Source organism: Mesorhizobium sp. P2_A8, assembly GCF_056404935.1.
In genome coordinates, this window is sequence record NZ_JBFUDB010000001.1 from 136,458 (window position 1) to 162,369 (window position 25,912).

Below are 25,912 nucleotides of genomic sequence, written 5' to 3' on the forward strand. Positions count from 1 at the left end.
GACAGCTTGCAATTCCTTTCAGCAATGTGTTACAGGGTCGGCGACCGATCGAGTTATCGCGCAAATCCGGCAGGTTCGCAACGTGGGTTCGTTCCCGCCAGACAGTGTGGGCCGGGCCGGAATTGCCGGTTCGATAGCGCATCAAAGCGGCAAGACCTGCCTGCCGACCGGCAGGTAAAAAACTGAACCTTCTTGTTCCACGGAATTGCGCCCGGGTGAATGGGCGCCAACATCGGACAAAACACCATGACAAAGATGACGACTGCGGAGTTGCGCGGCTACCAGCAGATCTGCGGCAAGGACGGGGCAATGATGGCCATCGCCTGTGACCAGCGCGGCGGCATGCGGACCTTGCTGGCGTCGGACCCCGAAGACCAGGCCAGGATCACCAACGACATGCTGGGCGACACCAAGGCGGACATCACGCGATACCTCGCCAGCCAGGCGTCCTGCGTGCTGCTCGACCCGCTCTGCGCGGTGCCGCGCGTTGTCGATGAAGGGGTGCTGAACCGCGATACGGCCCTGCTCATCGGCCTCGACGCCTCCGGCTTCGACGTCTCGCCCGCCGGCTACCGGCTGTCGCGCCTCGTCCCCGGCATCGACGCACGCCGGGTGCGCGAACTGGGCGGCACCGGCGGCAAGATCATGGTCTATCTGCGGGCCGACAAGCCCGAGGCGAACGAGCACAACATCGCCATCCTGCGCCAGTGCATTGCCGATTTCGGCAAGGAGGACCTGCTGCTCGTCGTCGAGTTCCTGACCTATCAGCTCGATGGCGAAAGCCTGGAGGACTATACGGCCAAAATTCCGTCGCTGGTCGAGGAGGGCACAAGGATTTCCCTGGACTGCGGGGCAAAGGTGCTGAAGCTTCCCTATCCCGGCACACCCGAAGCCTGCGCCAGGATCACCAGCATGGCCGGCGAGGTGCCGTGGGCGGTGCTGTCGGCCGGCGTCAACCACGCGACGTTCCTCGGCCAGGTCGAAATCGCGATGAAGAACGGCGCCTCGGGTGTCATCGCCGGCCGCTCGCTGTGGAAGGACTGCATCTCGCTCGACCGGGACATTCAGCGTGAAAAGCTCAGGACCATCGCCGTGTCGAGATTGCGCGAGCTTCAAGCGGTGATCGGAAACTATCGCCGCAAGGCGGCCTAGCTGTTGTCGGTATTCAGGTGATGCCGGCCTGCGAATGGCGGTTTCCTGCGCCTCCGGTGCTCACGTACAACAAGTACGCTCCGCTCCGGTTCTCGGAAGCCACCATTCTCGACTCGGCCTGACCTGACTCTCAACATACCTTGGAGCAAGGCCAGACAAGTACGGGACGTCATGCCTAGACCATGATCCCGAAAAGTGGGAACCGGTTTTCGGAAAAGATCATGGTCAAACCGCAAGATAGTTCGATGGCCATCGGAATCGATATCGGCGGCACCAATTTGCGCGCCGCCCGCATTTCCAGCACGGGCGAAATCCTCAGGCGCCTGTCTGAGAAGAGCGCGCCCGACCCGGAGCTGGTGCTCGGCCGGATCGCCGACATGGTGCGCCAGCTCGATGCTCGCGAAGTGGCGGCCATCGGCGTCGGGGTGCCGGGACGCGTCGATGCGCGGCGCGGCGCGGTGCTGTCCGGAGGCTATGTCGACCTCGCTTCGGTGGCGCTCGCGCAACGGCTGGAAGGCATGGCCGGCAAGCCCGTCGTCATCGACAATGACTGCAACATGGCGCTGGTCGCCGAGATGGCGCGCGGTGCTGCCGCCGGCCATGACAACATCGTCATGTTCACCATCGGCACCGGCATTGGCGGCGCCGTCGCCCAGCATCGGAAGATCGTGCGCGGCAAGGCGACGGCGGGTCAGCTCGGCCATATCGGCGTCGACGTCAATGGCGAGCCTTGCATCTGCGGCCGGCGCGGCTGCGTCGAAACCACCAGCTCCGGCACAGCGCTTGGCCGCCACATCGCCCGCGCCGGCCTCGGTCCGGACGTTTCTATCGATCAGCTTTTCGCCCGGGATGCCGGCGGCGACGCTGTCGCGCGCGGCATACTGGACGCCTGGGCCAGGCCGCTCAGGGCGGCGATCGACACGGCGGTCGCCATGTTCGCCCCCGACCTGGTGCTGCTCGGCGGCGGACTTGGCCAGGCGGCGCACAGGGCGCTTGCCAGGGCCCCCGCTCTCGCTGCCTGGTTCCAGTGCCCGGTGGAGCCGGCGCATCTCGGCGACGACGCCGGCGTCATCGGCGCCGGCCTGCAGGCGATGGCGGCACAGGCGCCAGCCAGCCAGGTGTCGCCGCAGGTGTCGCCCCAAGTGTCGCCGGTGTCCTTGCCATCCGCACGGCCCCGGCCCGATCGCGGCCGGCGCGCCGTGCTCGTCAACGGCATCCCCGCCAGCGGCAAGAGCACGGTCTCGCGCGGCATCACAGAGCGCATGGGCTGGCCCCTGCTGGCGCTGGACACGATCAAGAACCCGTTCCTCGAAGTGCTCGGCGGCGGCGACCGCGCGTTCAACCGCACGCTCGGCCGCGCCAGCTACCAGGCCATCTGGTCGGTCGTCGCGGAAGCGCCTTCGGGCAGCATTTTCGTCGTCGATGCCTGGTTCGGCTTCCAGCCGCGCCAGGTGCTCGAGGACCATTTGCGCCGGGCCGGCGTCGAAGAGACCTTCGAGATCTGGTGCCACGCCCCCGGCGACGTCCTGGCCGAACGCTACCGCGCCCGCCTCGACCAGCGCCTCCCCGGCCATCCCGGTGCCGCCTACATCCCCGAACTGATCGAACTGGCCAAACGCGCCGAGCCGCTGCGGCGCGGACCGCTGTTTGAGGTTGATACGACGAAGGCGATTAATTTCGAGGCGATTGTGGGGTGGCTGCGGGGGGTGATGCAGGGGTAAGGTGGGCGCTGGGCCCGACGCCCGCTTTGGGCCAAAAGTGTTACCCATGTCTGCGGTATAGTAAACTATGTGCCCGGAACGGACCTTGGAGGTCTGGCGCACCCGACAGGATTCGAACCTGTGACCTCTGCCTTCGGAGGGCAGCGCTCTATCCAGCTGAGCTACGGGTGCTTTCAGGACCGGTGATCCGGAAAACGAACCAGCCGGTGAACCGGCAAGTCACGGCTTCTTAGCGGAAGCCGGGGCGGGCTTCAACGGGCAATTGGCGATTGGCGGTGCGACCTGGCTCGGTGCGTCCAGGTTAGCGACTGTGAGGGTCGCGCCGCATCCGGCCCTTCGCAGGCTCCCTTCCCTTCGGGCGTTCAGCCCCTTCAAAAGGTCCACTGGACCTTCTGATCCGCCCAAAGGCGGACCGGGGCTTCACCGTTCGTTGCTCGAAAAGCCAAGCAATTGGCTTTTCGTCCGCTACGCGGACCGCGCCTCACCCGCCTGCCTCCTCCGTGGCGCCCGCTTTGGCTTCTTGGCGCCGGTCAGTTCGTGCATGGCGTCGAGCTGCATCTGCTGCATTTCGGCGAGCCGCGTCCATTGGCGCGAGATGAGGTAGTCGAGCTTTTCGTGCAAATGGCGGACTTCCAGCTCGGCCTTGAGGTTGACCCGATAGTCGTTGAAGGAGCGCAGGCGGTCCTTGGTCTCCTGCCGCTTCTGGCTCATCATGATGATCGGCGCCTGGATGGCGGCAATGCAGGAGAGCAAGAGGTTGAGCAGGATGAAGGGATAGGGGTCGAAGGCGCTCACCGTGCCCTCGAGCAGGTTGATGCCGATCCACACCAGAAGCACGCTGCCGAACGAGATCAGGAACCACCAGCTGCCGCCGAAGGCCGCCATGTTGTCGGAGACGCGGTCGGCAAACGTGCGGTGCTCCTCGAACTCCTCCTCGCTGTTTTCGGAAATGGTGTCCTGCCTGGCGATCGATTCGACCACCTGGCGGTCGAGCTCGGAGAATTCGCCGTGCTCCTGCTGGAGCAGCTCCTCCATGTAGCGCATGCGGTAGCGGCCTAGCTCGGCGCGGCTGATGCGGGCGCCGGCCGGCAGGTCCGGATGATCGGCGCGGATGCGGTCGGCGAGGCTCGGGCGCAAGGTGTCAATGCGCACCAGGTCGCGCTTGCGGAATTTTCGGCCTGAGATCGCCGACGGTTTTTTCTTCGGCTTGCCACGGTGGCCGCCGGGTCCTGATGGTTCCGAGTCCGGCACGTCGGGCGTTTCGAGATGCTCGTCCGAACCCTGTTCGGCCTCGAGCTCGTCGGTGGTCGGGGCCTCGAAATATTCGCCGCCGCCATCGTGCTGATTGTCTGCCGCCTGTTCGGGCGGCGCTTTCGGAACGGTGCTCATGGTGCGGGCTCCTGCAATGGTGCTGGATGGAGACGATACGCCAATAGAACAGAGCTTATCCACCGTCACGGCGGATTTCGCATCGCGTACAAGTGGTTGTGATAATCGGGAGAGGCGGGCCGCTGCCGGTGGTGGTTCGCGGGCCGCTGACGATCAGAGACATTCGAGATTGGCCGAAGCCTCCGCGAAGAAAGCGGGATGGCTCCCGGGGAAGGATGGCAGGGAAGCAAAAAACCCGCCTTGCGGCGGGTCGGTCTGGTCGCTGGCGCAAATCAGCACCATGCCTAAAACAGTAGCATAACTGCCCTCACTTTGCAATCCGCCAGGGGCAGCCGGGCGCGATCCTTACCACAGGCAGCTCGCCCTTCGCAGGCTCAGGGCGTTCGTCGTTCAAAAAGCCAAGCAATTGGCTTTTTGTCCGCTCTGCGGACCACTCCTCACTGCTGCGCGAACATCAGCCTTGTCCTGGTGTCGGCCATATCAGGCGACAGGCTGCGCTGGATCAGCGCCTCGACATGGTCGTTGCGCTGGCGGGCGCTGTCGGCGCCCATCACCACCACGATCAGCTGGCGGCCGTCGGCATTGTAGGAGGTGACGATGTTGAAGCCGGAGGCCCTGATGTAGCCGGTCTTGATGCCGTCGACGCCGCGCACGCGGCCGAGCATGTCGTTGTGGCCGCGCACCAGCCTGCCGCGGAACATGAAATCGCTTTCGGAGAAATAGTGGAACTGCTGCGGGAAGCGGGAATGCAGCGCCATGCCGAGCACCGCCATGTCGCGCGCCGAGGTGTGCTGGTCGGCGTCGGGCAGGCCGGACGCGTTGCGGAACACGGTGCTGGTCATGCCGATCTGGCGCGCCTTGGCGGTCATCATGCCGGCGAACTGCTCCTCCGAGCCGCCGAGATATTCGCCGACCGCCACCGCCACGTCGTTGGCCGACCTGACGACAATGGCGCGGATCGCCGAATCGACGTCGATGGTCTCGCCGCGCCGGAAACGCATCTTGGTCGGCGGCTGCGAGGCGGCATGGTCGGACACCGGGATCTGCGTCTCCTTGGTGACGCGGCCGGTCTCCAGCGCCTCGAACAGCAAATACAGCGTCATCATCTTGGTCAGCGACGCCGGATAGCGCTGCGCCGTCGAATTCACCTCGAACAGCTGCTTGCCGGTCTTGGCGTCGACGACGATCGCGGCATATTTCTGCGGCGCCGCCGGCACGGCCAGCACGGCATCGGGTGGCGTCACGGTCGTGCAGCCGGCAAGCAGCGCCAGCACCAGCAGGGCAAGCGCCGCGAAAAGCTTCTGGATGAGCGGAAGGGGACGCGGGTTGGACAAGGGCTGGACTGTTCTGGTCATGCTGTTGCTGAGATGAGGCGAAGCTAACGTAACCCGCCAGCTGCGTCCAACTGGTTAATGGCGGTCATACCCAGGATTGTCGTGCTTTCCCAGGCTTGCCCCGCCGCGAAATCGCCTGTTTCCTGTCTTCCCTTGCCAAAGCCGCGTTTCCTGTGGGAAGGGGCGTGGTATCTGATAGCTGGGGGGCTTGGGCATGACGAATATCGGGGCGGGCGGCGCAGCGCCGTCGCTTATCAAGGCATCACTCAGCCGCACCGGCAAATGGGCCGGCAGCATCGCCTTTGTCGGCGGCGCGGCTTCCGACATCCTCAATCCGCTGGCGCCGTTCGCCGCCTATATCGCGCTGGTCGCCTCGGTTGCGGCGGTCATCATCGCCATTGCCATCGTGCTCAAGCTGGTGCTGGCGGCCAAGGCGCTACCGGCGCTGGTGTTCGCCACCAGCGCGGCGGCCGTCGCCGGCGGCGTCTACGGCCTGCAACAGCAGACCAACTCGCAGAACGGGGTGATCGCCAGCCTGGTGCCGGCCGTGGCCAGCCTGCAGCAGTCGATGGGCATCGTCTCGGAGAAGGTGGCCAGGATCGAGCAGACGGTCACGCAAACGCAGAAGACGGTCGAAGAGGTCAAGCAGTCGACCGACACCGTGGCGAAGAAGACCGAGGAGATCGCGTCGACCCAGCAGCAGCAGACGCAGCAGACGGCACAAGTGCAGAAAACCACCGAAGAGGTGAAGAAACAAACCGAGACACTGGCCGCCGGCCAGGCGCAGCAGCAGGCCCAGACCGAAAAACTGCAGGCGACGACCGAACAGATCGCCGCCTCGATCGACACCATCGCCAAGGGGTTTGCCGCCCTTGCCGCGCAAGGCGGGGCGATCGCCGAGCCGAAGCGGCCGGACGAGTTCTATCACAATGCCCGCGTCTACGAGCTGTCCGGCGACATGCTCAATGCGCGGCGCGCCTATCTCGCCTTTGCCGGCTTCGATGTCGACGCCATCGACCCCTACACGCGCTTTGCCACGCTGCTCAGGGTCCAGGACGGCAAGGCCGGCGCCCGCGAAGTGTTCGGCGCCCTTTCCGACAAGGGCAAGGCGCTGTCGATCAAGCTGGTGCATATCCTGCAGTTCGACGACGCCCAGCGCCTCGACAAGCTCAATGCCTTCATCACGGCCAATGCGGATTTCGCGCCGGCCTATTTCCTGCTTGGGCAGGAGTTTTCCGAGGACCGCCTCGGCGCCCAGACGCTGGCCGACAAGCGCAACGAGGCCAAGGCGCTAACCAGGTTCCTGTCCTACGAGAAGGATGGCGGGCTGCTCAAATATTTCGTCGACCAGACCCAGCTCGCCGACTGGCTGGACCGCAGCCGCAGCCGGCTGGCAGCTCTCGGCGACGTGCTCGACCCCTCCCGCTTCGTGCCGACGCTGACGCCGATGCGCTCCAACCAGGGCTGGTCGATGACGATCTCGCTGCCGGAACCGGCGACCGCCATCTCCTGGCGCATGGGCGACAGCGGCCCGTTCACCGACACCGGTTTCCTGGCGGTCAATGACCAGACCACCGGCAAGCCGATGCCCAATCCGAGTTTCGAGATGCCCGGCAGCACCGTGGCCGGCACCATCGCCGTCAAATATCTCGATATCAGGGGCCGCGAGACCGGGCCGTTCGACATCCGCTTCGATCCCGAGACCGCGCTGCAGCAGGGCGACAAGCAGATCCTCGACCAGTTCTGGACCTCGTGGATCGCCTTCGACGCCAGCGGCAATCACGGCCTGGTCTATTTCACCCAGATGCTGTCCTACCGCTGCGCCATCAAGGAGGTGCACTACAGCCTGAACGGCGCCGCGCTCGACAAGTCGCTCGAGATACCGCCTTGCGACAAAAAGGACCCATATTCCATCCCTTACGACTACCAGCCCTATTTCAAGGTCGCCGACAGCGTGACGTCGATGTCGGTGCAGGTCACCTATACCGACGGCACCAAGTCGCCGGTGCGGGAATACAAGCGGCAGTAGCAGGCGCGGCCGGGGTCGAAGCGAGCCCTGATGCAAAATGCCGATTGCGGTGCTTGCGCAAGCGGCGCCGAACGGGTTCTGTTTGCGCCATTACAGCGCCGCGCGTCCTTTCGGACGCGCAAAGGACGCTGTAACGTTTTGATTTTGCGCATGATCCTTTCCGAAAATCGATTCCGATTTTCGGGGTCATGCGCCGAGAATCGGTGAGAGCGCAATGGATACCAGCACGATCAAGGCAAAAGGCATTTCGGTCTCGCTCGATCTCACGGTCGGCCACATCGCCGACATGGTCGTCGACGCCGACGGGCGCCAGCTGCGGCCACTGCATCGCGCACCCTGGATCGACGAGCCGCGCGAGACGCTGCCCAAAGACCTGCCCGAGGGCACCGTCCGCCTGTCCGGCGACTTCCTCTGCGCGCCGTTTTCGCGCAGCGATGTCGAGGACGCGCCGCTGCATGGCTGGCCGGCCAACAGCGCCTGGGATGTCGTCGAGAGTGCTGCGACAGACGATGGCTGGCGCGCGGTCTTCCGCTTGCGGCACAGAGTGATGGGCGCGACGGTAGACAAGATCCTGGCGCTGCACGACGGCCATCCCTTCCTCTACCAGGAGCATGTGTTTTCCGGCGGGCATGGTGCGATCTCGGTCGCCCATCACCCAATGACGGCGATGACGGGCGGCGGCAGGCTGGCCTTTTCGCCAAAGCGGTTTGCCGCGACGCTGGACGATCCGCTGGAGCCCGACCCCTCACGCGGCCGGTTCATGCTGGCCTATCCGGCGCGGTCCTCGGATCTCAGCCATTTTCCCGCCAACGGCGGCGGCACGCTCGACCTGACGGAATACCGCATGGGTGACCGTCGCGAGGATTTCGTCACGCTGGTCGAGGCCGAGCATGGCGGACCGGGCTGGACGGCACTGGCGCGCCAGGCCGAAGGCGATCTGGTGCTGGTGCTGAAGAACCCGGCCGAACTGCCGATCACCATGCTGTGGCTCAGCAATGGCGGGCGCGACTACGCGCCCTGGAGCGGCCGCCATCGCGGCGTGCTCGGCATCGAGGACGGCCGCGCTTCCGTCGGCCATGCCGCGTCGATCGGCGACAACTGGCTGAAGCGCGAAGGGGTGGCGACCGCCTTTGCGCTCGGCGAAGGCCGCAGCGTCTCCTTTCGCCATGTCATCGGCGCCATGCCCCTGTCCGGCGGCGCGCCGCCGCGGGAGATCACCACGGCGAACGGCCGCATGCGGCTGGCTGCCGGCGGCTCGACATGGCACGTTCCCTTCGACAGCGATTTCCTGCGCATCGGCCAGCCTGCTGCAGACTGAGTGCCCGGCATCAATGCGGATTTGAAATTTCCGCCAACTGCCGCCAAGATGTGGCCGAAATCATCATGCGGAACATGGTGGATTTGAAGCTCCTGCCAGAGAGAGGCTCTCATGTCCGAAATCGCCCATCTCGCCGCCACCATCTTCAAGCGCGCCGGCAAGGCGCCGCGCTTCATCGTCGCCATCGCTGGTCCTCCGGGCGCCGGCAAGTCGACGCTGTCGGCGAGCCTGCATGATCTGCTGCCCGAAGGTGCGGTGGAAGTGGTGCCGATGGACGGCTTCCACTATGACGACGTCGTGCTCAACCAGCGCGGCCTGCGCGCGCGAAAGGGTGCTCCCGAAACCTTCGACTTTGCCGGGTTTGAGGCCCTGTTGAAGCGCATCCGGGCCGGTGAACCCGATATCGCCATCCCGGTCTTCGACCGCGGCATGGAACTGTCGCGCGCCGCCGCCGCGATCGTCGCCACCGAGACCAAGTTCATCCTGGTCGAGGGCAATTACCTGCTGCTCGACGAGGAGCCGTGGTCGCGGCTGGCGCCGCTGTTCGATTTCTCGATCTTCGTCGACGTGCCGCGCGACGAGCTCGAGCGCCGGTTGCTCGAGCGCTGGCACGGCCATGGCCGCTCCGACGCGGATGCCCGCGCCTGGATCGCCTCCAACGACATGCCCAATATCGACCGGGTGCTTGCCCGCCGCCGGGCCGCCGACCTGGTGATCGGCGATTCCGTTTGATTCTAAAGATTCTCCAAGGGGAACCTTAAGACTTTCAGGCCGTTATCGCGACAAGGCAATTCTGCCAGAAGAGGGATTCCACCCGATGGCACAAAAGGCAAGAAAGCCTGCGCCCGCCAAGGGCAAGGCGACCCAGTCGAAAGCAGGCGCCGGTCCGGCGATCGCCGAGCGTTCAAAGGACGCCAAGCCGGCGTTCGGCAAGTCACCGCCGAAGAAGGTGGTGTCGGCGGCGGCGAAAGCCGCGCCTAGAACCGCAAAGCCGAAAAAGCCGGCAAACGCCAACGATTCGCTGGCGGGCAGCGCCATGCGCACGGTCAAGGCCACGGCCAATGTAGCAGCCGGCGCCGTCGTCGTGGCAGCGCGGGGTGCTGCATCGTATGCCGCCTCGATGATGGGCAAGGGCGGTTCGAAAGCCAAGGCGAAGGCAAAGTAGCCGCGTATTAGGGCCTGGCTGGTTTTTAAACTCAGCCCTTCGCCGGGATGGTCAGGCCCTTCTGCACCGCCGGACGCGCCAAACCGCGTTCCAGCCACGCTCCGACATTGGCGAAATCATCGAAGCCGACCAGTTCGCGCGCTTCGTAGAAGCCGATCAGGTTGCGCACCCAGCCGAGCAGCGAGATATCGGCGATGGTGTAGTCATTGCCCATGATCCATTTGCGGCCCTTCAGCCTGCCGTCGAGCACACCGATCAGCCGCCGCGATTCATCGCGGTAGCGCTCCAGCGGACGCTTGTCGGCGATTTCGCGGCCGGCGAATTTGTGGAAAAAGCCGACCTGGCCGAACATCGGTCCGACCGAAGACATCTGGAAGAACACCCATTGGATCGTCTCGTAGCGCCGCGCCGCGTCCGCCGGGATGAGCAGGCCGGTCTTTTCGGCGAGGTAGAGCAGGATGGCACCGGATTCGAACAGGCCGATCGGCTTGCCGTCCGGACCGTTCGGATCGATGATCGCCGGTATCTTGCCGTTGGGGTTGAGCGACAGGAATTCCGGCGTCCAGCTCTCGTTCTTGCTGATGTTGACCAGATGTGGCTCGTAGGGAAGGCCGAGTTCTTCCAGGGCGATCGAGATCTTCACCCCGTTCGGGGTTGTGGCCGAATAGAGCTGGATCTGGTCCGGATGCCTGGCCGGCCAGCGCGTTGCGATCGGAAAGGCGGACAGGTCGGCCATGGAAAACTCCTGAATGGGGGGATTGGCGCCTGGCGACGCGGTTTTGGCGGGTTGCGCAAGGATTAGGGGCGCGGCCGCTTCTGATCAATATGGCGGCGACAGTTTCGCCATGCACGGACAGTCAATGCAATCGGGCGGTTCGAGACAGGCGCGACCGCCCTCGCGATAACTGGTAACCGCCCGGGGCAGGTCAAGACCTGCCTTGGGATCAAACCGCCTTGAAGGCCAGCACCGCATTGGTGCCGCCGAAGGCGAAACCATTGCTGATCGCGGCGCGCACCTTGCGTTCACGCGCGACATTCGGTGTGACGTCGAGATCGCAATCGGGGTCGGCTTCGCGAAAATTGGCCGTCGGCGGCACAATGCCTTCACGGATCGCCATCACGCAGGCGATCATCTCCAGCGCGCCCGATGCGCCCAGGCAATGGGCATGCATCGATTTGGTGGATGACACCGACAGCCTGTAGGCGTGGTCACCGAAAACGCGCTTGATCGCCGCCGTCTCGATCTGATCGTTGGCCTTGGTGCCGGTGCCATGGGCATTGAGGTAGTCGACATCCCCGGGATTGAACCCGGCGTCGGCCAGGCAGGCACGCATGGCGGCAGTCGGTCCTTCGATGGTCGGTGCGACGATGTCGGACGCGTCGGCGGAAAGGCCGGCGCCGGCTATTTCGGCAAGGATGGTGGCGCCGCGCGCCATGGCATGCTCATAGCTTTCCAGCACCGCCATGCCGGCGCCTTCACCGAGCGACAGGCCCTGGCGATCGGCCGAGAATGGCCGGCAAGTATCGGGCGCCAGCACCCGCAACGCTTCCCAGCCCTTCAGGATACCCCAGACCAGCGGCGCATCGGTACCGCCGGCGACCATCACGTCGGCGCGGCCGAGCCTGATCTGGTCGACCGCCGAGGCGATGGCGTGGTTGGACGATGAGCAGGCCGACGTGACGCCGAAAACCGGACCGCGCAGGCCGAGGCTCATGCTGACCTGGCCGGAGGCCGCACTGGGCATTACCCTTGGCACGGTGAAGATGCCGGCGCGGTTCTTGCCCTCGACCAGGATGGCGCGATAGCTCTCCTCGATCGCCTCCCAGCCGCAGACGCCAACACCGACGACAGTCCCCATCCGATAGGTGGTGGCTTCGTTCGAGACCAGACCGGACTGTTGCATGGCCTCCCTGGCCGCGATCACCGCCAGCAGGCTGAAGCGGTCCATCGACACCAATTGCTTGCGCTCGATGCCATGATCGGGGAGCGTCTTGATTTCGCAGCCGACCTTGATCTTCAGGTCATGCAGCTGTGGACTGGTGATCTGGCCGATCGCCGAGCGGCCGGCGCGCATCTCGTTCCAGATCGCGGGCGCGTTGGTGCCGAGCCCGCAAATGCCACCCATGCCGGTAATGACGACGCGCTGCCGCATTCAGTTCAAGCTTTTTTCGCGATCAGCGCGCGAACAGCTTCGACCATGTCGCCGACATTCTTCAGATTGCTCCAGGCATCGACCGTGTTCATCTCGATCTCGATGCCATATTCTTCCTCGAGATCGAAGATGATCTCCGTCAGCTCGAGCGAATGGATACCAAGCGAGGTCAATTCAGTGTTGGCGGTGATTTCCTCGCCGCCCGGCTCGGCATGGGCCTTGATCTTCGCGATGATATCCGTTGCCAGCTGGTCGGCCATTCGGTTTCTTCCCCACTATGTCGCGTTTCCCGACGCCAATTGAGCAGCGCCCCTTTTTTTCCTGGCATCAAGCCGCCGTCTTCGCTCTATACCCCCGCCAAGCGCTGCATGACCGTACCAAGGTGGTTCCCTCTATAGAAACCGAAACGTTGTCAAGCAACAAGCTATATCGAGCCATATATCGACAAAGCCGCCTGAGTGCTTAACGTGCTGGCATGGATACGATCGAAGATGGCAGGATTTCGACGCAGCGGGTTGCGGGCTTGGCGCGGCTTTCCTGTGCTGTCGGCGAGGGTCGCACGCGCCTGCGGCGCCTCTATCAGGATGGTGCCGCCAAAATAAGGATGCCGACCGTCTCGGCCGATCCGCTCGAGGCAGTGCTGATCAACACCGCCGGCGGGATGACCGGCGGCGACCGTCTCGGATGGGAGGTGGACGTCGGCGAGGCTGCTTCGGCGTCGATCACGACCCAAGCTTGCGAGAAGATCTACAAGGCCGCATCCGACCGGGCCGAAGTGCGGGTCAATTTGTCGGTCGGCGAAAACGGCCGCATCGCCTGGTTGCCGCAGGAAACCATCGTCTTCGACCGGGCAGCGTTTGCCCGCACGCTCGACGTCGAGCTTGCCGTCGGCGCCGAGGCGCTGGTGCTGGAGGCCACCGTCTTCGGCCGCCTGGCGATGGGCGAACGCGCCACACAGGGCCATTTCCATGACCGCTGGCGTGTCCGCAGGGATGGCGAACTCATTCATGCCGAGGATTTCCGCATCGGACCCGATATCGCGGCCATGCTCGACCGCCCGGTGGTTGCCGGTGGCGCGATAGCCATGGCGACGCTGCTGCTGGTGTCGCCGCGGGCGGAGGCGCTGCTCGATCCGGTTCTGGCGATCGTCGGCGACCAGGGCAGCGCCAGCGTCTGGAGCGTGAAGCAATCTGGCAAGCTTCTTGCGAGGCTCTACGCCGGGGACGGCTATCAGCTGCGCCAACGGCTGGTTCCTCTCGTCGAATTGCTCAACGGAAGGGCGGGGCTGCCTAAATTATGGTCACTGTGAGTCTGTCTATGCCAGTCCAGGGAAACGCATGAACCTGACGCCGAGGGAAAAGGACAAGCTGCTGATCGCCATGGCGGCGGTCGTGGCGCGCAAGCGGCTCGAACGCGGCGTCAAGCTCAATCATCCGGAAACGATCGCGCTGATCAGCGATTTCGTCGTCGAGGGCGCCCGCGACGGTCGCCCGGTCGCCGAACTGATGGAGGCCGGCGCCCATGTCGTCACCCGCGCGCAGGTCATGGAAGGCATCGCCGAGATGATCCATGACGTGCAGGTCGAGGCGACGTTCCCAGACGGGACCAAGCTGGTGACCGTGCACGAACCTGTCCGGTGAGGTGAGGAGAGAAAAAAGATGCTCGAGCTGCGCCCCAATTGCGAATGCTGCGACAAGGACCTGCCGCCCGAGGCGGCCGGCGCGCTGATCTGTACCTTCGAGTGCACCTTTTGCGCCGACTGCGTGGAACACGTGTTGGGCGGTACCTGCCCCAATTGCGGCGGCAATTTTTCGGCGCGGCCGATCCGCCCGGCGGCGATGCTGAAGAAATATCCCGCTTCGACCAAGCGTGTTCTCAAAGTCGAAGGGTGTGGTCCGCGCAAGGCCGCGTGAGCACCACGACACAGCAAACGAAAGGCACATAGAATGATGTCCGCCAAACGCCTATGCCTGTCGGCGATCCTGCTGCTGGCCGCCGCCATGCCGGCCTATGCCCATGTCGGTATCGGCACGACCTCCTCCTTCATGGCCGGCTTCATGCACCCGCTCTCCGGCCTCGATCATATGACAGTGATGATCGCGGTCGGCCTGTGGGCGGCGCTGAAAGGCGGCAAGGCAATCTGGGCCTGGCCGGCGGCTTTCGTCGGCGTCATGCTGGTTGGCGGCGCGTTCGGCATGCTGCATATGCCACTGCCCTTCGTCGAACCGGCCATACTGGCCTCCGTCGTGGCACTTGGGCTGCTGGTGGCGCTGGCGGTCCAGTTGCCCGTATCGGCCGGCGTCGCCATCATCGGCCTGTTCGCGCTGTTCCACGGCCACGCCCATGGCACCGAGGTGCCTGAGAGTGCCGGTGGGCTCGAATACATGGCCGGCTTTGCCATCACCACCGCGGTGCTGCATGCCGTCGGCATCGCCGCCGGCCTTGGCCTCGGCATCAGGTTCCGTGGCTTGGCCCGGGCCGCCGGTGCGGCCTGCGCCGCGATCGGCGTCGGCCTCGCCTTCGGCGTCGTGTGAGGCACGATGATTCCGGGCGAAGTCATCACCAGGGACGGCGACATCGAGCTCAACAAGGGCCTGCCGACCGTCATCCTGAAAGTGGCCAACTGTGGTGACCGGCCAATCCAGGTCGGCAGCCACTACCATTTCATCGAGACCAATGAGGGGCTGAAATTCGATCGCGACCGGGCGCACGGCATGCGCCTCGACATCGCCGCCGGCACGGCCATGCGCTTCGAGCCCGGCCAGGAGCGTGACGTAACGCTGGTGCCGCTCGGCGGCAAGCGCGAGGTCTATGGATTTCAGCAGAAGGTGATGGGCAAGCTGTGAGATCGATGGTGTCTCATGCCTGTCGCCTAAAAGCGTCGAGCGGTTTTGAAGCAACGACAAGCGGCGCTTTCGGCCTAGGGCGGGTCGCCGTTTCACGGAAACGCCAAGCCGTTCTATCTCTCTGTTTTGACGCAATTCCGGACCGAAAGCCGTTCCACGCCTTTCCTGGAACTGCTCTAGTTCGACGGCTTGGCCGCGGCGTAGATTACGATCTTTCCAGGAGCATCGAATTCGACGGCGAGAATATCCTGCGCAAGCACGCGCCGCGACTCGATGGCGTTGAACAGCAGGGCGTTGGCCTCGATCTCCTTGCGCAGTTCCGCGATATCGTCCTGATGCTGCTTGACCTTGCTCTCGATCACTGGCGGCGGGCCGCCTTCGCTGCGCGCGGCATCGGTGAGGAACACGATATCGACCTTGTCGAGCTTGGACGTCTTGCGCACCGTGCCGATGTTTTGGCGCGTCCGGTCGATTGCGCTGTTGACGTTGCCGGCTTCGGCGGTGGCGTTGGCCTCTTCCTGCTTGACCTGCGAGCCGACGATGCGGTTGACGGTCTCCGGGCTTTCAAGTCCCTGCGCATTCAGCGCCTGGGGAAGACTCGCCGCAAGAAACGCAGTCGCCGCAATGGCATGCAGCCATCGGCCTTCGGGCAAGGTGGTGATGGTCATCGCTCACTTTCGAGATTCGTTTCAGCACTCACGCAGCCAAACGAATCCAGCCCTGCCACGGTTCCCTTGCCGATGCGGCGGGACCGGGCGCCGGCCCGCCGCAGCGCCTTGTCAGCTCGCCTTCTTGGTGATCAGGGTCAGCGCGCCATTGGGTTCCATGCTGGCGGCGATGACCTGCGCCGAGCTGAGCCCCTTGGCTTCGAGCGCCGACTTGACCTTGGGCGTGGCGTCGATCGAGCTGCGCAGTTTCTGCAGGCCGTCATCGCCGCGCTGGGCGATCACCTGGTTGACCTGCGTCTGGGTGTCCTTCGGCAGCTCGGTGATGTCGACGATCTTGACGCTCTGGATCGTCGGCACGGCCGGCTGAGCCTGGGGCGCGGCTGGAGCAGGCGTGGCCGGAGCGGGCTGCTGCTGGGCACTGGCGGCGCCCGCCAGCATCAGCGTGGCGGCGGCGGTAATCAATATTGTTTTGCGCATGGATTTTCCTTCCATCGATTTGGCAAACGGTCGTGTTGGGGTGACCCCCTAACCTCAACCGCCAAATGGGATCAGAAGGTGTCGCCCAGCGGGTCATTGCGTGACCATTGGATGGCGACAATGTGCAGCCGGGCTTCAATCCAACGGCATTTTGGCAAACCGCATTTTGGCAAGCCGCATTTCGGGAGCAATCGCTGATGGCCAGAATTACCCGCGCCGCCTATGCGCAGATGTATGGCCCGACGGTCGGCGACAGGGTGCGGCTTGCCGACACCGAATTGTTCATCGAGGTCGAGAAGGATCTCACCATTCACGGCGAAGAGGTGAAATTCGGCGGCGGCAAGGTGATCCGCGACGGCATGGGCCAGAGCCAGGTGTCACGCGCGCAAGGCGCGGTCGATACCGTCATCACCAACGCGCTGGTTGTCGATGCCAGCGCCGGCATCTTCAAGGCCGATATCGGCCTGAGCGACGGCCGCATCGCCGCGATCGGCAAGGCCGGCAATCCGGACATGCAGGATGGCGTCACCATCATCATCGGCCCCGGCACCGAGATCATCGCCGGCGAAGGCAAGATCCTGACCGCCGGCGGCTTCGACGCGCATATCCACTTCATCTGCCCGCAGCAGATCGAGGAAGCGCTGATGAGCGGCATCACCACCATGCTCGGCGGCGGTACCGGTCCGGCGCATGGCACGCTGGCGACGACCTGCACGCCGGGGCCTTGGCACATGGCCCGTATGATCCAGTCCTTCGATGCCTTCCCGATGAACATCGGCCTGTCGGGCAAGGGCAACGCGTCGCTGCCGGCCGCGCTGGAAGAAATGGTGCTGGGCGGCGCCTGTTCGCTGAAGCTGCACGAGGACTGGGGCACCACGCCGGCGGCTATCGACTGCTGCCTGTCGGTCGCCGACGAGTATGATGTGCAGGTGATGATCCACACCGACACGCTGAACGAATCCGGCTTTGTCGAAAACACGGTTGCGGCGATCAAGGGCCGCACCATTCACGCCTTCCACACTGAGGGCGCCGGCGGCGGCCATGCGCCTGACATCATCAAGGTCTGTGGCCTGCCCAACGTCATCCCGTCCTCGACCAATCCGACACGGCCCTACACGGTCAACACGCTGTCGGAGCACCTCGACATGCTGATGGTCTGCCACCACCTTTCGCCGTCGATCCCCGAGGACATCGCCTTTGCCGAAAGCCGCATCCGCAAGGAGACCATCGCGGCGGAAGACATCCTGCACGACATCGGCGCCTTCTCGATCATCTCGTCGGACTCTCAGGCCATGGGCCGCGTCGGCGAGGTGGCGATCCGGACCTGGCAGACCGCCGACAAGATGAAGCGCCAGCGCGGCTCGCTGCCCCAGGAAACCGGCAACAACGACAATTTCCGCGTCCGCCGCTACATCGCCAAATACACCATCAATCCAGCCATCGCGCATGGGCTGTCGAAGGACATCGGCTCGATCGCGGTGGGAAAACGCGCCGACCTGGTGCTGTGGAACCCGGCCTTCTTCGGCGTCAAGCCGGACATGGTGCTGATCGGCGGCATGATCGCCGCCGCACCGATGGGCGATCCCAATGCCTCGATCCCGACGCCGCAGCCGATGCACTACCGGCCGATGTTCGGCGCCTATGGCAAGGCCAGGACCAACTCGTCGGTGACCTTCGTCTCCAAGGCGGCGCTCGAGTCTGGGCTGCATGGCAGGCTCGGCGTCGACAAGCAGTTCGTCGCGGTCGAAAACACCCGCGGCGGCATCGGCAAGCATTCGATGGTGCTCAACGACGCCATGCCCAATGTCGAGATCGATCCCGAGACCTACGAGGTCCGCGCCGACGGCGAACTGCTGACCTGCGAGCCAGCAACCGTGCTGCCGATGGCGCAGCGGTATTTTCTGTTCTGATGCGAAATTGGCTAGCGGGCCGACCGGCGCGATATCCGTTGCGGCCCCCGGTGGGACGCAGCAATATGCGGCCGACGAACAGCTCCGTTGTGATCAAGCATGGCCACCGAGATCGCCTCCGCCCACGACATCTTCCCGCATATCCGCATCGTCATGGGCATGGTGATCGGGCTTGGCGTCACCCGCCTGTTGTCGGGGCTGGCGCGCATCGTTCAGCATCCGGGCCAGTACAAACTCTATCCCGTGCATCTGGCCTGGGTCGGCTCGGTGCTTCTGATGTTGGTGCATTTCAGGTGGTGGGAGTTCGGCCTCTACGCCATCGAGTCGTGGACCTTCGGCAAGTACCTTTTCATCATCTTCTACGCGATCACGCTGTTCCTGCTCTGCGCGCTGTTGTTTCCGGATTCGATGCTGGACTACACCAGCTACGAGGATTTCTTCTATTCGCGCCGGGCCTGGTTCTTCGGCCTGCTGGCGGCGACCTATCTGCTCGACGTGGTCGACACGCTGCTCAAGGGACCGGAGCATTTCGCCCGCTTCGGCAGCGAGTACCTGTTTCGCACGCCGGTCTTCGTCGCGCTTTGCATCGCCGCGATCCTGGTGCGCGACCGCCGCTTCCACATCGCTTTCGTCGCGGCGGCGCTCGTCTATCAGATATCGTTCATCCTGCGGCTCTTCGACACGATCGTCTGAGCGGCATTGGGATGATGTGAGGGATAGTCTAGGCTTCCCGAGAAAGGCAGGTTTGCGCATGTACAAGGCCGTCGGATCGCGTGGATCCCGGGTCAGTCGCGTTCTCTGGATGCTCGAGGAACTCGGGCAGCCCTATGAATTCGTCGAGGTCAAGCTGCGCTCGCCGGAAGCCTATGCGCTCAACCCCTCGGGCAAGGTGCCGATCCTGATCGATGGCGATCTCACGGTGACGGATTCGGCGGCGATCTGCGTCTATCTCGCCGACAAGCACGCGGACAAGGGCATGGGCGCGGATCCGGGTCTCGCCGGGCGTGCCGAGATGGATTCCTGGATGCATTTCGCCCAATCGGAATTCGAAGCGCCATTGTGGAACAAGCTGCGCCATCGCTTTCTGCTGCCGAAGGAGGTGCGGGTCGATGTCGGCCCTGCGGCGGCTTATGATTTTGCCTCGGAGCTCAAGGCGCTCGACCGGCGGCTCGGCGACCGGCCGTTTGCGCTGGGCGACCGGTTTTCGGCGGTCGACGTGCTGCTCGGCGATATGGGCGGCTGGGCCCGCGGCGGGCGATTTCCAATCGAATCCGGGCGCGTCAGCGCCTATTTCGACCGCGTGCTGGCGCGGCCCGCCCGCGCGAGGGCGCAGGCCAACGGAGGCTCCCTGAAATGAAGCTCAACCTCAACACCGACTTCACCAAATTCCCGCGCGCCGTCTCGGTGCTGAGTGCCGGCAGGGCCGGAGCCACGGCGCCGTCCGGCCGTGCCGTTCTCGCCCATGACGAGCGGCATCTGCGCCGCCGGGCGATCGAACTGGCCGACGGCAGCAAGGTGCTGGTCGACCTGCCCGAGCCTGTCTCCCTGAACGATGGCGATCGCCTGGTGCTGGAGGATGGCGGCCATATCGAGATCATCGCCGCGCCGGAAGAAGTTTACGACATCCGCGCCCGTGATGGCGTGCATCTGGCCGAACTCGCCTGGCACATCGGCAACCGCCATCTCGCCGCGAGCATCGAGGCCGGGCGCATCCTCATCCTGCGCGACCATGTCATCAAGGCGATGCTGGAAGGGCTCGGCGCTGCGGTGACTGACGTCTCGGAGCCGTTCCGGCCGGTACGCGGCGCCTACTCCGGCCATGGCGGTGGGCACGGCCACGATCATGGTCACGCCCATGCGGAGGCGCACGCACACGGCCACGGCGAAGCGCACAGCCATAGCGAGTCGCATTCCCATTCGCACAGTCACGCTGGCCACCACCACGATCATGATTGACCAGCCATCGAACATCGCGCTCTTGCGGCTGATGGCGTGGCTGTCGCCGGCCTTTCCGGTCGGCGGCTTTTCCTACAGCCATGGTCTCGAACGCGCGGTGCATGACGGGCTGATTACCGATGCGAAAACCCTCGCCGACTGGCTGGAAACGCTGGTCGAGATGGGCTCGGGCTGGAACGACGCCGTGCTGTTCGCCGAGAGCTGGCGCCGCGCGCGCAACGACGGTGATCTCGACGAGATTGCGGCGCTCGCCGAGGCTCTGGCCGGATCGCGCGAACGCCATACGGAAACCATGCTGCAAGGTGCGGCCTTCCTGAAGGCGGCAGCGGCCTGGCCCAACTCCGTGCTTGAGCGCTTGCCGGCCGAATGCGCCTATTGCGTCGCCGTCGGCGCCATTGCCGGCGGCAACGGCATCGCGCTTCAGGACGCGCAGTCCGCCTTCCTGCAGGCGTTCTTCTCCAACCTCGTCCAGGCGGCGATCCGGCTCGGCGTCGTCGGTCAGAGCGGAGCGACCGCGCTGCTTGCCGGCTTCGAGCCGCTGGCCTTGTCGACCGCCGACCGCGCCGCGCGCTCGACATTGGACGATCTCGGCGGCTGCGCCCTTGTCTCCGACGTCATGGCGATGAAGCACGAAACCCAGTATTCGCGATTGTTCCGTTCATGATTTTTCTCGCCTTTGCGCTATCCTTTGTCCTGCTGCTGATCACCGCGCTGCATGTCTATTGGGGTATTGGCGGCATCTGGCCGGGTCGGGATGCGGCCTCCTGTGCACGCGCCGTCGTCGGCTTTCGCGGCGTCGATGAAATGCCGGCGCCGTTTGCCAGTTTCGCGGTTGCGGCGTGCCTGTGCCTGGCGACGCTGTGGCCGCTGGCGTTGGAAGGTGTCTTTGCCTCGCCCTTTCCCAGGCAAGGCCTCGCCGCCACCTCGCTGCTCATCGGGCTGGTGTTCCTGGGACGCGGCATTGCCGGCTTCACGCCATGGTGGCGCCGGCTGGCGCCGGAACAGCCTTTCGCGCGGCTCGACCTCAGCTATTACTCGCCGCTGTGCCTGCTGATCGGGCTCGGCTTTGCCATCCTCGCCATCACGGAGTTTCCCGCATGACACAGACAAATGGCCCGCTGCGCGTCGGCATTGGCGGCCCGGTCGGTTCCGGCAAGACGACGCTGACCGAAAAGCTGTGCAAGGCGCTGCGCAACGAGTTCTCGATCGCCGTGGTGACCAACGACATCTACACCAAGGAAGACGCCATGATGCTGGCGAGGCTGCAGGCGCTGCCCGAGGATCGCATCATGGGTGTCGAGACCGGCGGCTGCCCACACACCGCCATCCGCGAGGACGCCTCGATCAACCTGCAGGCGATCGCCGAGATGAACAAGAAGTTCCCGGATCTCGACATCGTCTTCATCGAATCTGGTGGCGACAACCTCGCCGCTACCTTCTCGCCTGATCTGGCCGACCTGACGCTCTATGTCATCTCGGTCTGCCAGGGCGAGGAAATCCCGCGCAAGGGCGGGCCGGCGATCACCCGCTCCGATTTCCTTGTCATCAACAAGAGCGATCTGGCACCCTATGTGAACGTCAATCTCGATGTCATGGAGAGCGACGCCGGCCGCATGCGCGGCAAGCGGCCGTTCGGCTTCACCGACCTGTCGCGCGGCAAGGGGCTGCAGGAGGTGATCGATTTCATCGTCGAGCATGGCGGCTTGCGGGCCGGCACCGCTACCAGCACGGCGGCGTAGGCAAGAACCTCGGCGTCCGGCGTCGGTCTCTGCACCAAGCGAAAGCGGTTGCGAGCCCAAGCCGGGCGCGGCATTCTCCACTCTTTCACGGAGTGTCCTCGATGAGCATCGCCCGCCTGCAAAAGGAAATGCTGACCAACCTGCCCTTCTATGAAGAGCGCGTCGATCTCGCTTGTGCCTTTCGCTGGACGGCGCGGCTCAACATGCACGAGGCGGTGGCCAATCATTTCTCGCTGGCGGTCAACGACGACGGCACCCGGTTCCTGATGAACCCCAACCAGGTGCATTTCTCGCGCATCAAGGCGAGCGACCTGCTGCTGATCGACGCCAACGATCCAGACACGCTTTCCGGCCCCGACGCGCCCGATCCGACGGCGTGGGGGCTGCACGGAGCCATCCATCGCAATGTCCGCCACGCGCGCTGCGTCATGCATGTCCATTCGGTCCATGCCACGGTGCTGGCGTCGCTGGCCGACTCGACCTTGCCACCGATCGATCAGAATTCGGCGATGTTCTTCAACCGCCATGTCGTCGACGCCCATTATGGCGGGCTGGCCTTCGAGGAAGAGGGCGAACGCTGCTCGCAGCTTCTCGTCGATCCCAAGGTCAAGGTGATGGTGATGGGCAATCACGGCGTGCTGGTCATCGGCGATAGCGTCGCCGACGCCTTCAACCGCATGTTCTATTTCGAGCGCGCCGCCGAGACATACATCAAGGCGCTGTGGACCGGCCGCCCGCTGCGCACGCTGTCCGACGCGATCGCCGAGAAGGCGGCAAGCGAGATGGACGACTATCCCGGCCAGGCCGAACGTCATCTCAGCGAGTTGAAGGCGATCCTCGACGAGCAGGAGCCGGTCTACCGCAACTGATTTTCCGGTAGAGAATTCGACCGGCCACATCAGCCCTTGCCGGTCTGCTTCGCAGACCCTCTCACTTTCTGTCAGGTGGCAGGCCGCACAGGCTGACGAAGCAGGGTCTTGAGCTTCTCGGCCGGTGTCTTGCGCGGGTCGCCGAGGTAGATCTCGTGGTGAAGCCCGGCTTCGACCAAGCCGTTTGCCGGGATGAACTCCTCGTGCAGCCTTTGAAGTATTGGCCCTTCGTCGGCATAGGAACCGATATGCAGGGTCTGTATGGCCCTTCCTTCCTCGAGCCGCGCGAAGCGCAGTTTCGACAATGCCGGCAGCCCTTTCTTTTCCCGTGCCTGGATGACGGCCTTCCCTGCCATAGCCTGTTCAATGAAATCCGGCACCATGATCATCATCGTCCACGACCACCGATCCTTCCGGCCTGACAGGAAGTGGCCGTAGTCTTCGGCCCACCACAATCCTTCCAATGGCGGCACGACATAGTCCTTGCCCAGGGCATCCCTGCTCATGAACTTGAGTGTATAGGAGGCCGCGTAAAGCGCCTCGACGGCCTCCTTGTATTGCGGCTCCACATTGGGATCGCCGAAGCCGTCGATCATGAAATAGTTGAGCGGGGGCACGTCGATGACGGTGAACTCTCCGACAGAGCCGCTGTAGAGCACTTTGTACCGTTTCTTGAGATCGATCTTTTCCATGGATGTCTCCGCGAGCAGGGGGATGGTTTCAGCCAGCCAGTTGCGCTCGGCCGCGATCATCGTGGTGCTGTAGTCGAACATGGCGCGCACGAAGGTCGGCAGCGGCTCCTGCGCCTGCCTTCTGGCGTTGAGCTCGTTCAGCCGGATGTCGAGGGCATCACGCCGCGCGTGTAAGGCCGCAATGGCCTCCTCCGGCGGCAGCGCCGGCCAATTTGCAAGTCCGAGGGGAAGCGCCGAGAACGGCCGATCGGGTTCGGCGAGGGCCCGGCGCGCTTCTTCGCGATGCGCCCGCTCGCCTTCTTCCGTGGGCCGGTAGGTCCTTGGCGTTCGGCGGCTGGATGGCGCGGCTTCCAAAGTCTCGACCAGGCCCCGCGCCTCAAGCTTCTTCAGCAGAAAATAGATCGATGAAAAGCCGATCTCCGTCCAGTGACGCATCCCGCGCTGTTCGACCATCTGCTCTATGGCGTAGCCGTGCAGCGGTCTTTCGGCGAGCAGGGATATGAGGGCAAACTCGGCGTTGGTCAGCATATTCTAGTACTAGAATATCACACTTGCAGCCGGCAAGGGCCCATTTCGAAAAGCATCGCGGTGAGATCGAGTGGGCCGCCAGGGCGAGCTAAATCAGCTCGGCCCGCAACTCCTCGGCGCTGTTGACGACGATAGCACCGGACGGTCCTTGCATCGGCTTTTCCGGCCAGAAGATCGTCTTCATGCCCGCCGCCAGTCCCGCCATGGCGCCCGGCCAGCTGTCGTCGATGGCCACGGATTGTGCAGGATCGACGCCAGCGAGATACGCGGCGCGCAGGAACGGTTCGGCGTGCGGCTTGCCCTCGCGCACGTCATTGCGGCTGATCGTCTTCATGCCGGGATAGGTCAGGCCGACCATGCGCAGGTTGGCGTCGACGATCATCCGGTCCGAATTCGACACCACGGCTTGCGCCACGCCCCTTGCCCGCAGCTCGTTGAATATCTCGATCGCGCCGGGACGCGGCTGCAAGCTCTCGACCAGCGGCAGATAATGCTCGTATTTGCGGATGATCCAGTCGTCGAACGGCAGATCCAGGCCGAACTCGTTGCGCATCATCTCATAGACCGGCCAGGCAGCGACACCGAGCACCCGCTCATGCAGGTCGGCCGGCGGCACGAGGCCGGCATTGCGCATCGCCGACACCAAGGCGGCCTCGTGCAGCGGTTCGCTGTCGACCAGCGTGCCGTCCATATCCCAGAAAACCGCTTTCGGTGTCATGCAGCACTCCTTTTTGCGATCCCTTAAAGGGTTTGCACCGGGAGATAAACCTTCGGGACCGCAGAACGTGCCGCCTTTCGGAACCGCAACGGCGCTTCATTGTCGACGCAGATATCGTCGACGGAGAAAATCCCTAGCCGCCTATATGCCGACGGGCGCAAGCAATTGCCCTGGAGATTGACAATTGCGCAGCAGCCCGTTCCCTGCAAGAGTAGGAGCGGACCGCTCTCATCACCGGCGGTTTCGGGAGGCAGGACGTGAATACCCGGCAGGATGGCGGCAGCAACAGGCTGGACGACGCGGCGCGCGCCGGCTGGCTTTATTATGTTGCCGGCAACACGCAGGACCAGATCGCAACCACGCTCGGCATTTCGCGGCAGACGGCGCAGCGGCTGGTGTCGCTGGCGGTGTCGGAAGGCTTGATCAAGGTCCGTGTCGACCATCCGATCGCCAATTGCCTCGATCTGGCGGCGCGGCTGAAATCCCGTTTCGCGCTCGACCTGGTCGAGGTGGTGCCGAGCGATCCCAATTCATCCTCCACCACCATCGGCATCGCCGAGGCGGCCGCCGCCGAGATCGAGCGGCGGCTGCGCTCACCGACGCCGATCGTCATGGCGATCGGCACCGGGCGCACGCTGAAAGCGGCGATCGAACAGCTGCCGCCGATGGAATGCCCGCAGCACAAGGTGGTGTCTTTGACCGGAAACATCTCGCCGGACGGCTCGGCCGCCTTCTACAACGTCATTTTCACCATGGCCGACAGGGTCAAGGCGCGGTCCTTCCCGATGCCGCTGCCGGTCATTGCCTCTTCGCCGGAGGAGCGCGAGATGCTGCTCAACCAGCCGATGATCCAGCCGACGCTGGCGCTGGCCGCCGAGGCCGACGTCACCTTCATCGGCATTGGCGATCTCGGTCCCAAGGCGCCGCTCTACGAGGACGGCTTCATTTCGGAAATTGAGCTGAAGGCACTGCAGAAGGCCGGCGGCATCGCCGAAATCGTCGGCTGGGTGTTCGATCGCGAAGGCCGCATGATCGAAGGCATCACCAATGATCGGGTGTCGTCGGCTTCGCTGCCATCGCGCGAAAAGTCGCTGGTCATCGCACTGGCGATGGGTGAACGAAAACTGCCGGGCATCCTGGCGGCGGCCAACCGGCGGCTGATCAACGGCCTCATCACCGATGAGCGGACGGCGGCCGCCCTGCTGGCCAGCCTGTAAGCCGAACCCCGACGCCACACCCGATTTGGGA

29 protein-coding genes and 1 tRNA gene are annotated in these 25,912 nt (G+C 64.3%); 20 read left to right on the forward strand and 10 right to left on the reverse strand.

Annotation, left to right across the window (positions count from 1 at the left end; genetic code table 11):
• Positions 1 to 246: 246 nt before the first annotated feature.
• Together AC1D10_RS00660 and AC1D10_RS00665 are read left to right on the forward strand one after the other, a co-directional pair.
• Positions 247 to 1,152 (forward strand): tagatose-bisphosphate aldolase, encoded by a 906-nt coding sequence (locus AC1D10_RS00660; RefSeq protein WP_477268185.1) that lies wholly within the window; start codon positions 247 to 249, stop codon positions 1,150 to 1,152.
• 245 nt (positions 1,153 to 1,397) lie between these two features.
• The gene (locus tag AC1D10_RS00665) at positions 1,398 to 2,873 is read left to right on the forward strand and encodes an ROK family protein (protein WP_477268187.1); all 1,476 of its coding nucleotides are present in this window, start codon (positions 1,398 to 1,400) and stop codon (positions 2,871 to 2,873) included.
• A 94-nt stretch (positions 2,874 to 2,967) separates the two neighbouring features.
• Here the strand turns inward: AC1D10_RS00665 and AC1D10_RS00670 are convergent.
• The 3 genes from AC1D10_RS00670 to AC1D10_RS00680 all read right to left on the reverse strand — a co-directional run bounded on the left by AC1D10_RS00670 (position 2,968) and on the right by AC1D10_RS00680 (position 5,617).
• Positions 2,968 to 3,044 (reverse strand) — tRNA-Arg (locus AC1D10_RS00670).
• Positions 3,045 to 3,338: 294 nt separating this feature from the next.
• Entirely contained in the window at positions 3,339 to 4,262 is a 924-nt protein-coding gene (locus AC1D10_RS00675) for a DUF1003 domain-containing protein (protein ID WP_477268189.1), read from the reverse strand.
• Between the two features lie 437 nt (positions 4,263 to 4,699).
• On the reverse strand, positions 4,700 to 5,617 hold the full coding sequence (locus AC1D10_RS00680) for a D-alanyl-D-alanine carboxypeptidase family protein (protein ID WP_477268191.1): 918 nt from the start codon (positions 5,615 to 5,617) through the stop codon (positions 4,700 to 4,702).
• Between the two features lie 193 nt (positions 5,618 to 5,810).
• Between AC1D10_RS00680 and AC1D10_RS00685 the strand changes: the two genes are divergently transcribed.
• The 4 genes from AC1D10_RS00685 (at position 5,811) to AC1D10_RS00700 (ending at position 10,108) form a co-directional block, all read left to right on the forward strand.
• Positions 5,811 to 7,625: a methyl-accepting chemotaxis protein gene (locus AC1D10_RS00685; protein WP_477268193.1), complete on the forward strand. Its 1,815-nt coding sequence runs from the start codon at positions 5,811 to 5,813 to the stop codon at positions 7,623 to 7,625.
• A gap of 214 nt (positions 7,626 to 7,839) precedes the next feature.
• A complete protein-coding gene (locus AC1D10_RS00690) occupies positions 7,840 to 8,943 on the forward strand; it encodes a hypothetical protein (RefSeq protein WP_477268195.1) in 1,104 nt (367 codons plus the stop codon).
• Positions 8,944 to 9,054: 111 nt separating this feature from the next.
• Positions 9,055 to 9,675 (forward strand): nucleoside triphosphate hydrolase, encoded by a 621-nt coding sequence (locus tag AC1D10_RS00695; protein ID WP_477268197.1) that lies wholly within the window; start codon positions 9,055 to 9,057, stop codon positions 9,673 to 9,675.
• Between the two features lie 85 nt (positions 9,676 to 9,760).
• The gene (locus tag AC1D10_RS00700; RefSeq protein WP_477268199.1) at positions 9,761 to 10,108 is read left to right on the forward strand and encodes a hypothetical protein; all 348 of its coding nucleotides are present in this window, start codon (positions 9,761 to 9,763) and stop codon (positions 10,106 to 10,108) included.
• Positions 10,109 to 10,139: 31 nt separating this feature from the next.
• On the opposite strand, the gene AC1D10_RS00705 is transcribed toward AC1D10_RS00700, so the two are convergent.
• From AC1D10_RS00705 to AC1D10_RS00715, 3 genes are all read right to left on the reverse strand, one after another.
• Positions 10,140 to 10,844: a glutathione S-transferase family protein gene (locus tag AC1D10_RS00705; RefSeq protein WP_477268201.1), complete on the reverse strand. Its 705-nt coding sequence runs from the start codon at positions 10,842 to 10,844 to the stop codon at positions 10,140 to 10,142.
• Between the two features lie 208 nt (positions 10,845 to 11,052).
• The gene (locus tag AC1D10_RS00710) at positions 11,053 to 12,261 is read right to left on the reverse strand and encodes a beta-ketoacyl-[acyl-carrier-protein] synthase family protein (protein WP_477268203.1); all 1,209 of its coding nucleotides are present in this window, start codon (positions 12,259 to 12,261) and stop codon (positions 11,053 to 11,055) included.
• A gap of 5 nt (positions 12,262 to 12,266) precedes the next feature.
• Positions 12,267 to 12,521 carry an acyl carrier protein gene (locus AC1D10_RS00715; protein ID WP_224665779.1) on the reverse strand — a complete coding sequence of 85 codons (255 nt, stop codon included), beginning with the start codon at positions 12,519 to 12,521 and terminating at the stop codon, positions 12,267 to 12,269.
• Between the two features lie 215 nt (positions 12,522 to 12,736).
• On the opposite strand from AC1D10_RS00715, the gene AC1D10_RS00720 reads away from it, so the two are divergent.
• From AC1D10_RS00720 to AC1D10_RS00740, 5 genes are read left to right on the forward strand one after another with little or no spacing between them, the layout of a single operon-like run.
• Positions 12,737 to 13,570: an urease accessory protein UreD gene (locus AC1D10_RS00720; RefSeq protein ID WP_477268206.1), complete on the forward strand. Its 834-nt coding sequence runs from the start codon at positions 12,737 to 12,739 to the stop codon at positions 13,568 to 13,570.
• Between the two features lie 28 nt (positions 13,571 to 13,598).
• Positions 13,599 to 13,901, forward strand: coding sequence for an urease subunit gamma (locus AC1D10_RS00725; protein WP_477268208.1), 303 nt, complete (start codon positions 13,599 to 13,601; stop codon positions 13,899 to 13,901).
• Between the two features lie 18 nt (positions 13,902 to 13,919).
• Positions 13,920 to 14,174 carry a DUF1272 domain-containing protein gene (locus AC1D10_RS00730; protein WP_477268210.1) on the forward strand — a complete coding sequence of 85 codons (255 nt, stop codon included), beginning with the start codon at positions 13,920 to 13,922 and terminating at the stop codon, positions 14,172 to 14,174.
• Positions 14,175 to 14,207: 33 nt separating this feature from the next.
• The gene (locus AC1D10_RS00735; protein WP_477268212.1) at positions 14,208 to 14,795 is read left to right on the forward strand and encodes a HupE/UreJ family protein; all 588 of its coding nucleotides are present in this window, start codon (positions 14,208 to 14,210) and stop codon (positions 14,793 to 14,795) included.
• Positions 14,796 to 14,801: 6 nt separating this feature from the next.
• Positions 14,802 to 15,107 carry an urease subunit beta gene (locus tag AC1D10_RS00740; protein ID WP_477268214.1) on the forward strand — a complete coding sequence of 102 codons (306 nt, stop codon included), beginning with the start codon at positions 14,802 to 14,804 and terminating at the stop codon, positions 15,105 to 15,107.
• A 176-nt stretch (positions 15,108 to 15,283) separates the two neighbouring features.
• Here AC1D10_RS00740 and AC1D10_RS00745 read toward each other — a convergent pair whose 3' ends face one another.
• Together AC1D10_RS00745 and AC1D10_RS00750 are read right to left on the reverse strand one after the other, a co-directional pair.
• Complete coding sequence (locus tag AC1D10_RS00745; RefSeq protein WP_477268216.1) at positions 15,284 to 15,775, reverse strand: hypothetical protein; 492 nt, start codon at positions 15,773 to 15,775, stop codon at positions 15,284 to 15,286.
• 111 nt (positions 15,776 to 15,886) lie between these two features.
• The gene (locus AC1D10_RS00750; RefSeq protein WP_477268218.1) at positions 15,887 to 16,252 is read right to left on the reverse strand and encodes a hypothetical protein; all 366 of its coding nucleotides are present in this window, start codon (positions 16,250 to 16,252) and stop codon (positions 15,887 to 15,889) included.
• Positions 16,253 to 16,449: 197 nt separating this feature from the next.
• Here AC1D10_RS00750 and ureC point away from each other — a divergent pair, with 197 nt between their 5' ends.
• From ureC to AC1D10_RS00790, 8 genes are all read left to right on the forward strand, one after another.
• Positions 16,450 to 18,162 carry an urease subunit alpha gene (gene ureC, locus AC1D10_RS00755; protein WP_477268220.1) on the forward strand — a complete coding sequence of 571 codons (1,713 nt, stop codon included), beginning with the start codon at positions 16,450 to 16,452 and terminating at the stop codon, positions 18,160 to 18,162.
• A 99-nt stretch (positions 18,163 to 18,261) separates the two neighbouring features.
• Positions 18,262 to 18,855, forward strand: coding sequence for a hypothetical protein (locus AC1D10_RS00760; protein ID WP_477268221.1), 594 nt, complete (start codon positions 18,262 to 18,264; stop codon positions 18,853 to 18,855).
• Positions 18,856 to 18,913: 58 nt separating this feature from the next.
• Entirely contained in the window at positions 18,914 to 19,519 is a 606-nt protein-coding gene (locus AC1D10_RS00765; RefSeq protein ID WP_477268223.1) for a glutathione S-transferase family protein, read from the forward strand.
• The gene (ureE, locus tag AC1D10_RS00770; protein ID WP_477268225.1) at positions 19,516 to 20,118 is read left to right on the forward strand and encodes an urease accessory protein UreE; all 603 of its coding nucleotides are present in this window, start codon (positions 19,516 to 19,518) and stop codon (positions 20,116 to 20,118) included. Before AC1D10_RS00765 ends, ureE begins: the two co-directional genes overlap by 4 nt.
• Positions 20,111 to 20,782, forward strand: a complete 672-nt coding sequence (locus AC1D10_RS00775; RefSeq protein ID WP_477268227.1) for an urease accessory protein UreF — start codon at positions 20,111 to 20,113, stop codon at positions 20,780 to 20,782. The genes ureE and AC1D10_RS00775 overlap by 8 nt, the downstream gene beginning before the upstream one ends.
• Positions 20,779 to 21,219 carry a DUF3995 domain-containing protein gene (locus AC1D10_RS00780; protein WP_477268229.1) on the forward strand — a complete coding sequence of 147 codons (441 nt, stop codon included), beginning with the start codon at positions 20,779 to 20,781 and terminating at the stop codon, positions 21,217 to 21,219. Before AC1D10_RS00775 ends, AC1D10_RS00780 begins: the two co-directional genes overlap by 4 nt.
• On the forward strand, positions 21,216 to 21,857 hold the full coding sequence (ureG, locus tag AC1D10_RS00785) for an urease accessory protein UreG (protein WP_477268231.1): 642 nt from the start codon (positions 21,216 to 21,218) through the stop codon (positions 21,855 to 21,857). Before AC1D10_RS00780 ends, ureG begins: the two co-directional genes overlap by 4 nt.
• A 101-nt stretch (positions 21,858 to 21,958) precedes the next feature.
• Positions 21,959 to 22,726 (forward strand): class II aldolase and adducin N-terminal domain-containing protein, encoded by a 768-nt coding sequence (locus AC1D10_RS00790; RefSeq protein WP_477268233.1) that lies wholly within the window; start codon positions 21,959 to 21,961, stop codon positions 22,724 to 22,726.
• A gap of 71 nt (positions 22,727 to 22,797) precedes the next feature.
• On the opposite strand, the gene AC1D10_RS00795 is transcribed toward AC1D10_RS00790, so the two are convergent.
• Together AC1D10_RS00795 and AC1D10_RS00800 are read right to left on the reverse strand one after the other, a co-directional pair.
• Positions 22,798 to 23,946 carry a GyrI-like domain-containing protein gene (locus tag AC1D10_RS00795; protein ID WP_477268235.1) on the reverse strand — a complete coding sequence of 383 codons (1,149 nt, stop codon included), beginning with the start codon at positions 23,944 to 23,946 and terminating at the stop codon, positions 22,798 to 22,800.
• Positions 23,947 to 24,034: 88 nt separating this feature from the next.
• Positions 24,035 to 24,664: an HAD family hydrolase gene (locus AC1D10_RS00800; RefSeq protein WP_477268236.1), complete on the reverse strand. Its 630-nt coding sequence runs from the start codon at positions 24,662 to 24,664 to the stop codon at positions 24,035 to 24,037.
• A 257-nt stretch (positions 24,665 to 24,921) separates the two neighbouring features.
• Between AC1D10_RS00800 and AC1D10_RS00805 the strand changes: the two genes are divergently transcribed.
• A complete protein-coding gene (locus tag AC1D10_RS00805; RefSeq protein ID WP_477268238.1) occupies positions 24,922 to 25,881 on the forward strand; it encodes a sugar-binding transcriptional regulator in 960 nt (319 codons plus the stop codon).
• The last annotated feature ends 31 nt before the right edge of the window (positions 25,882 to 25,912 follow it).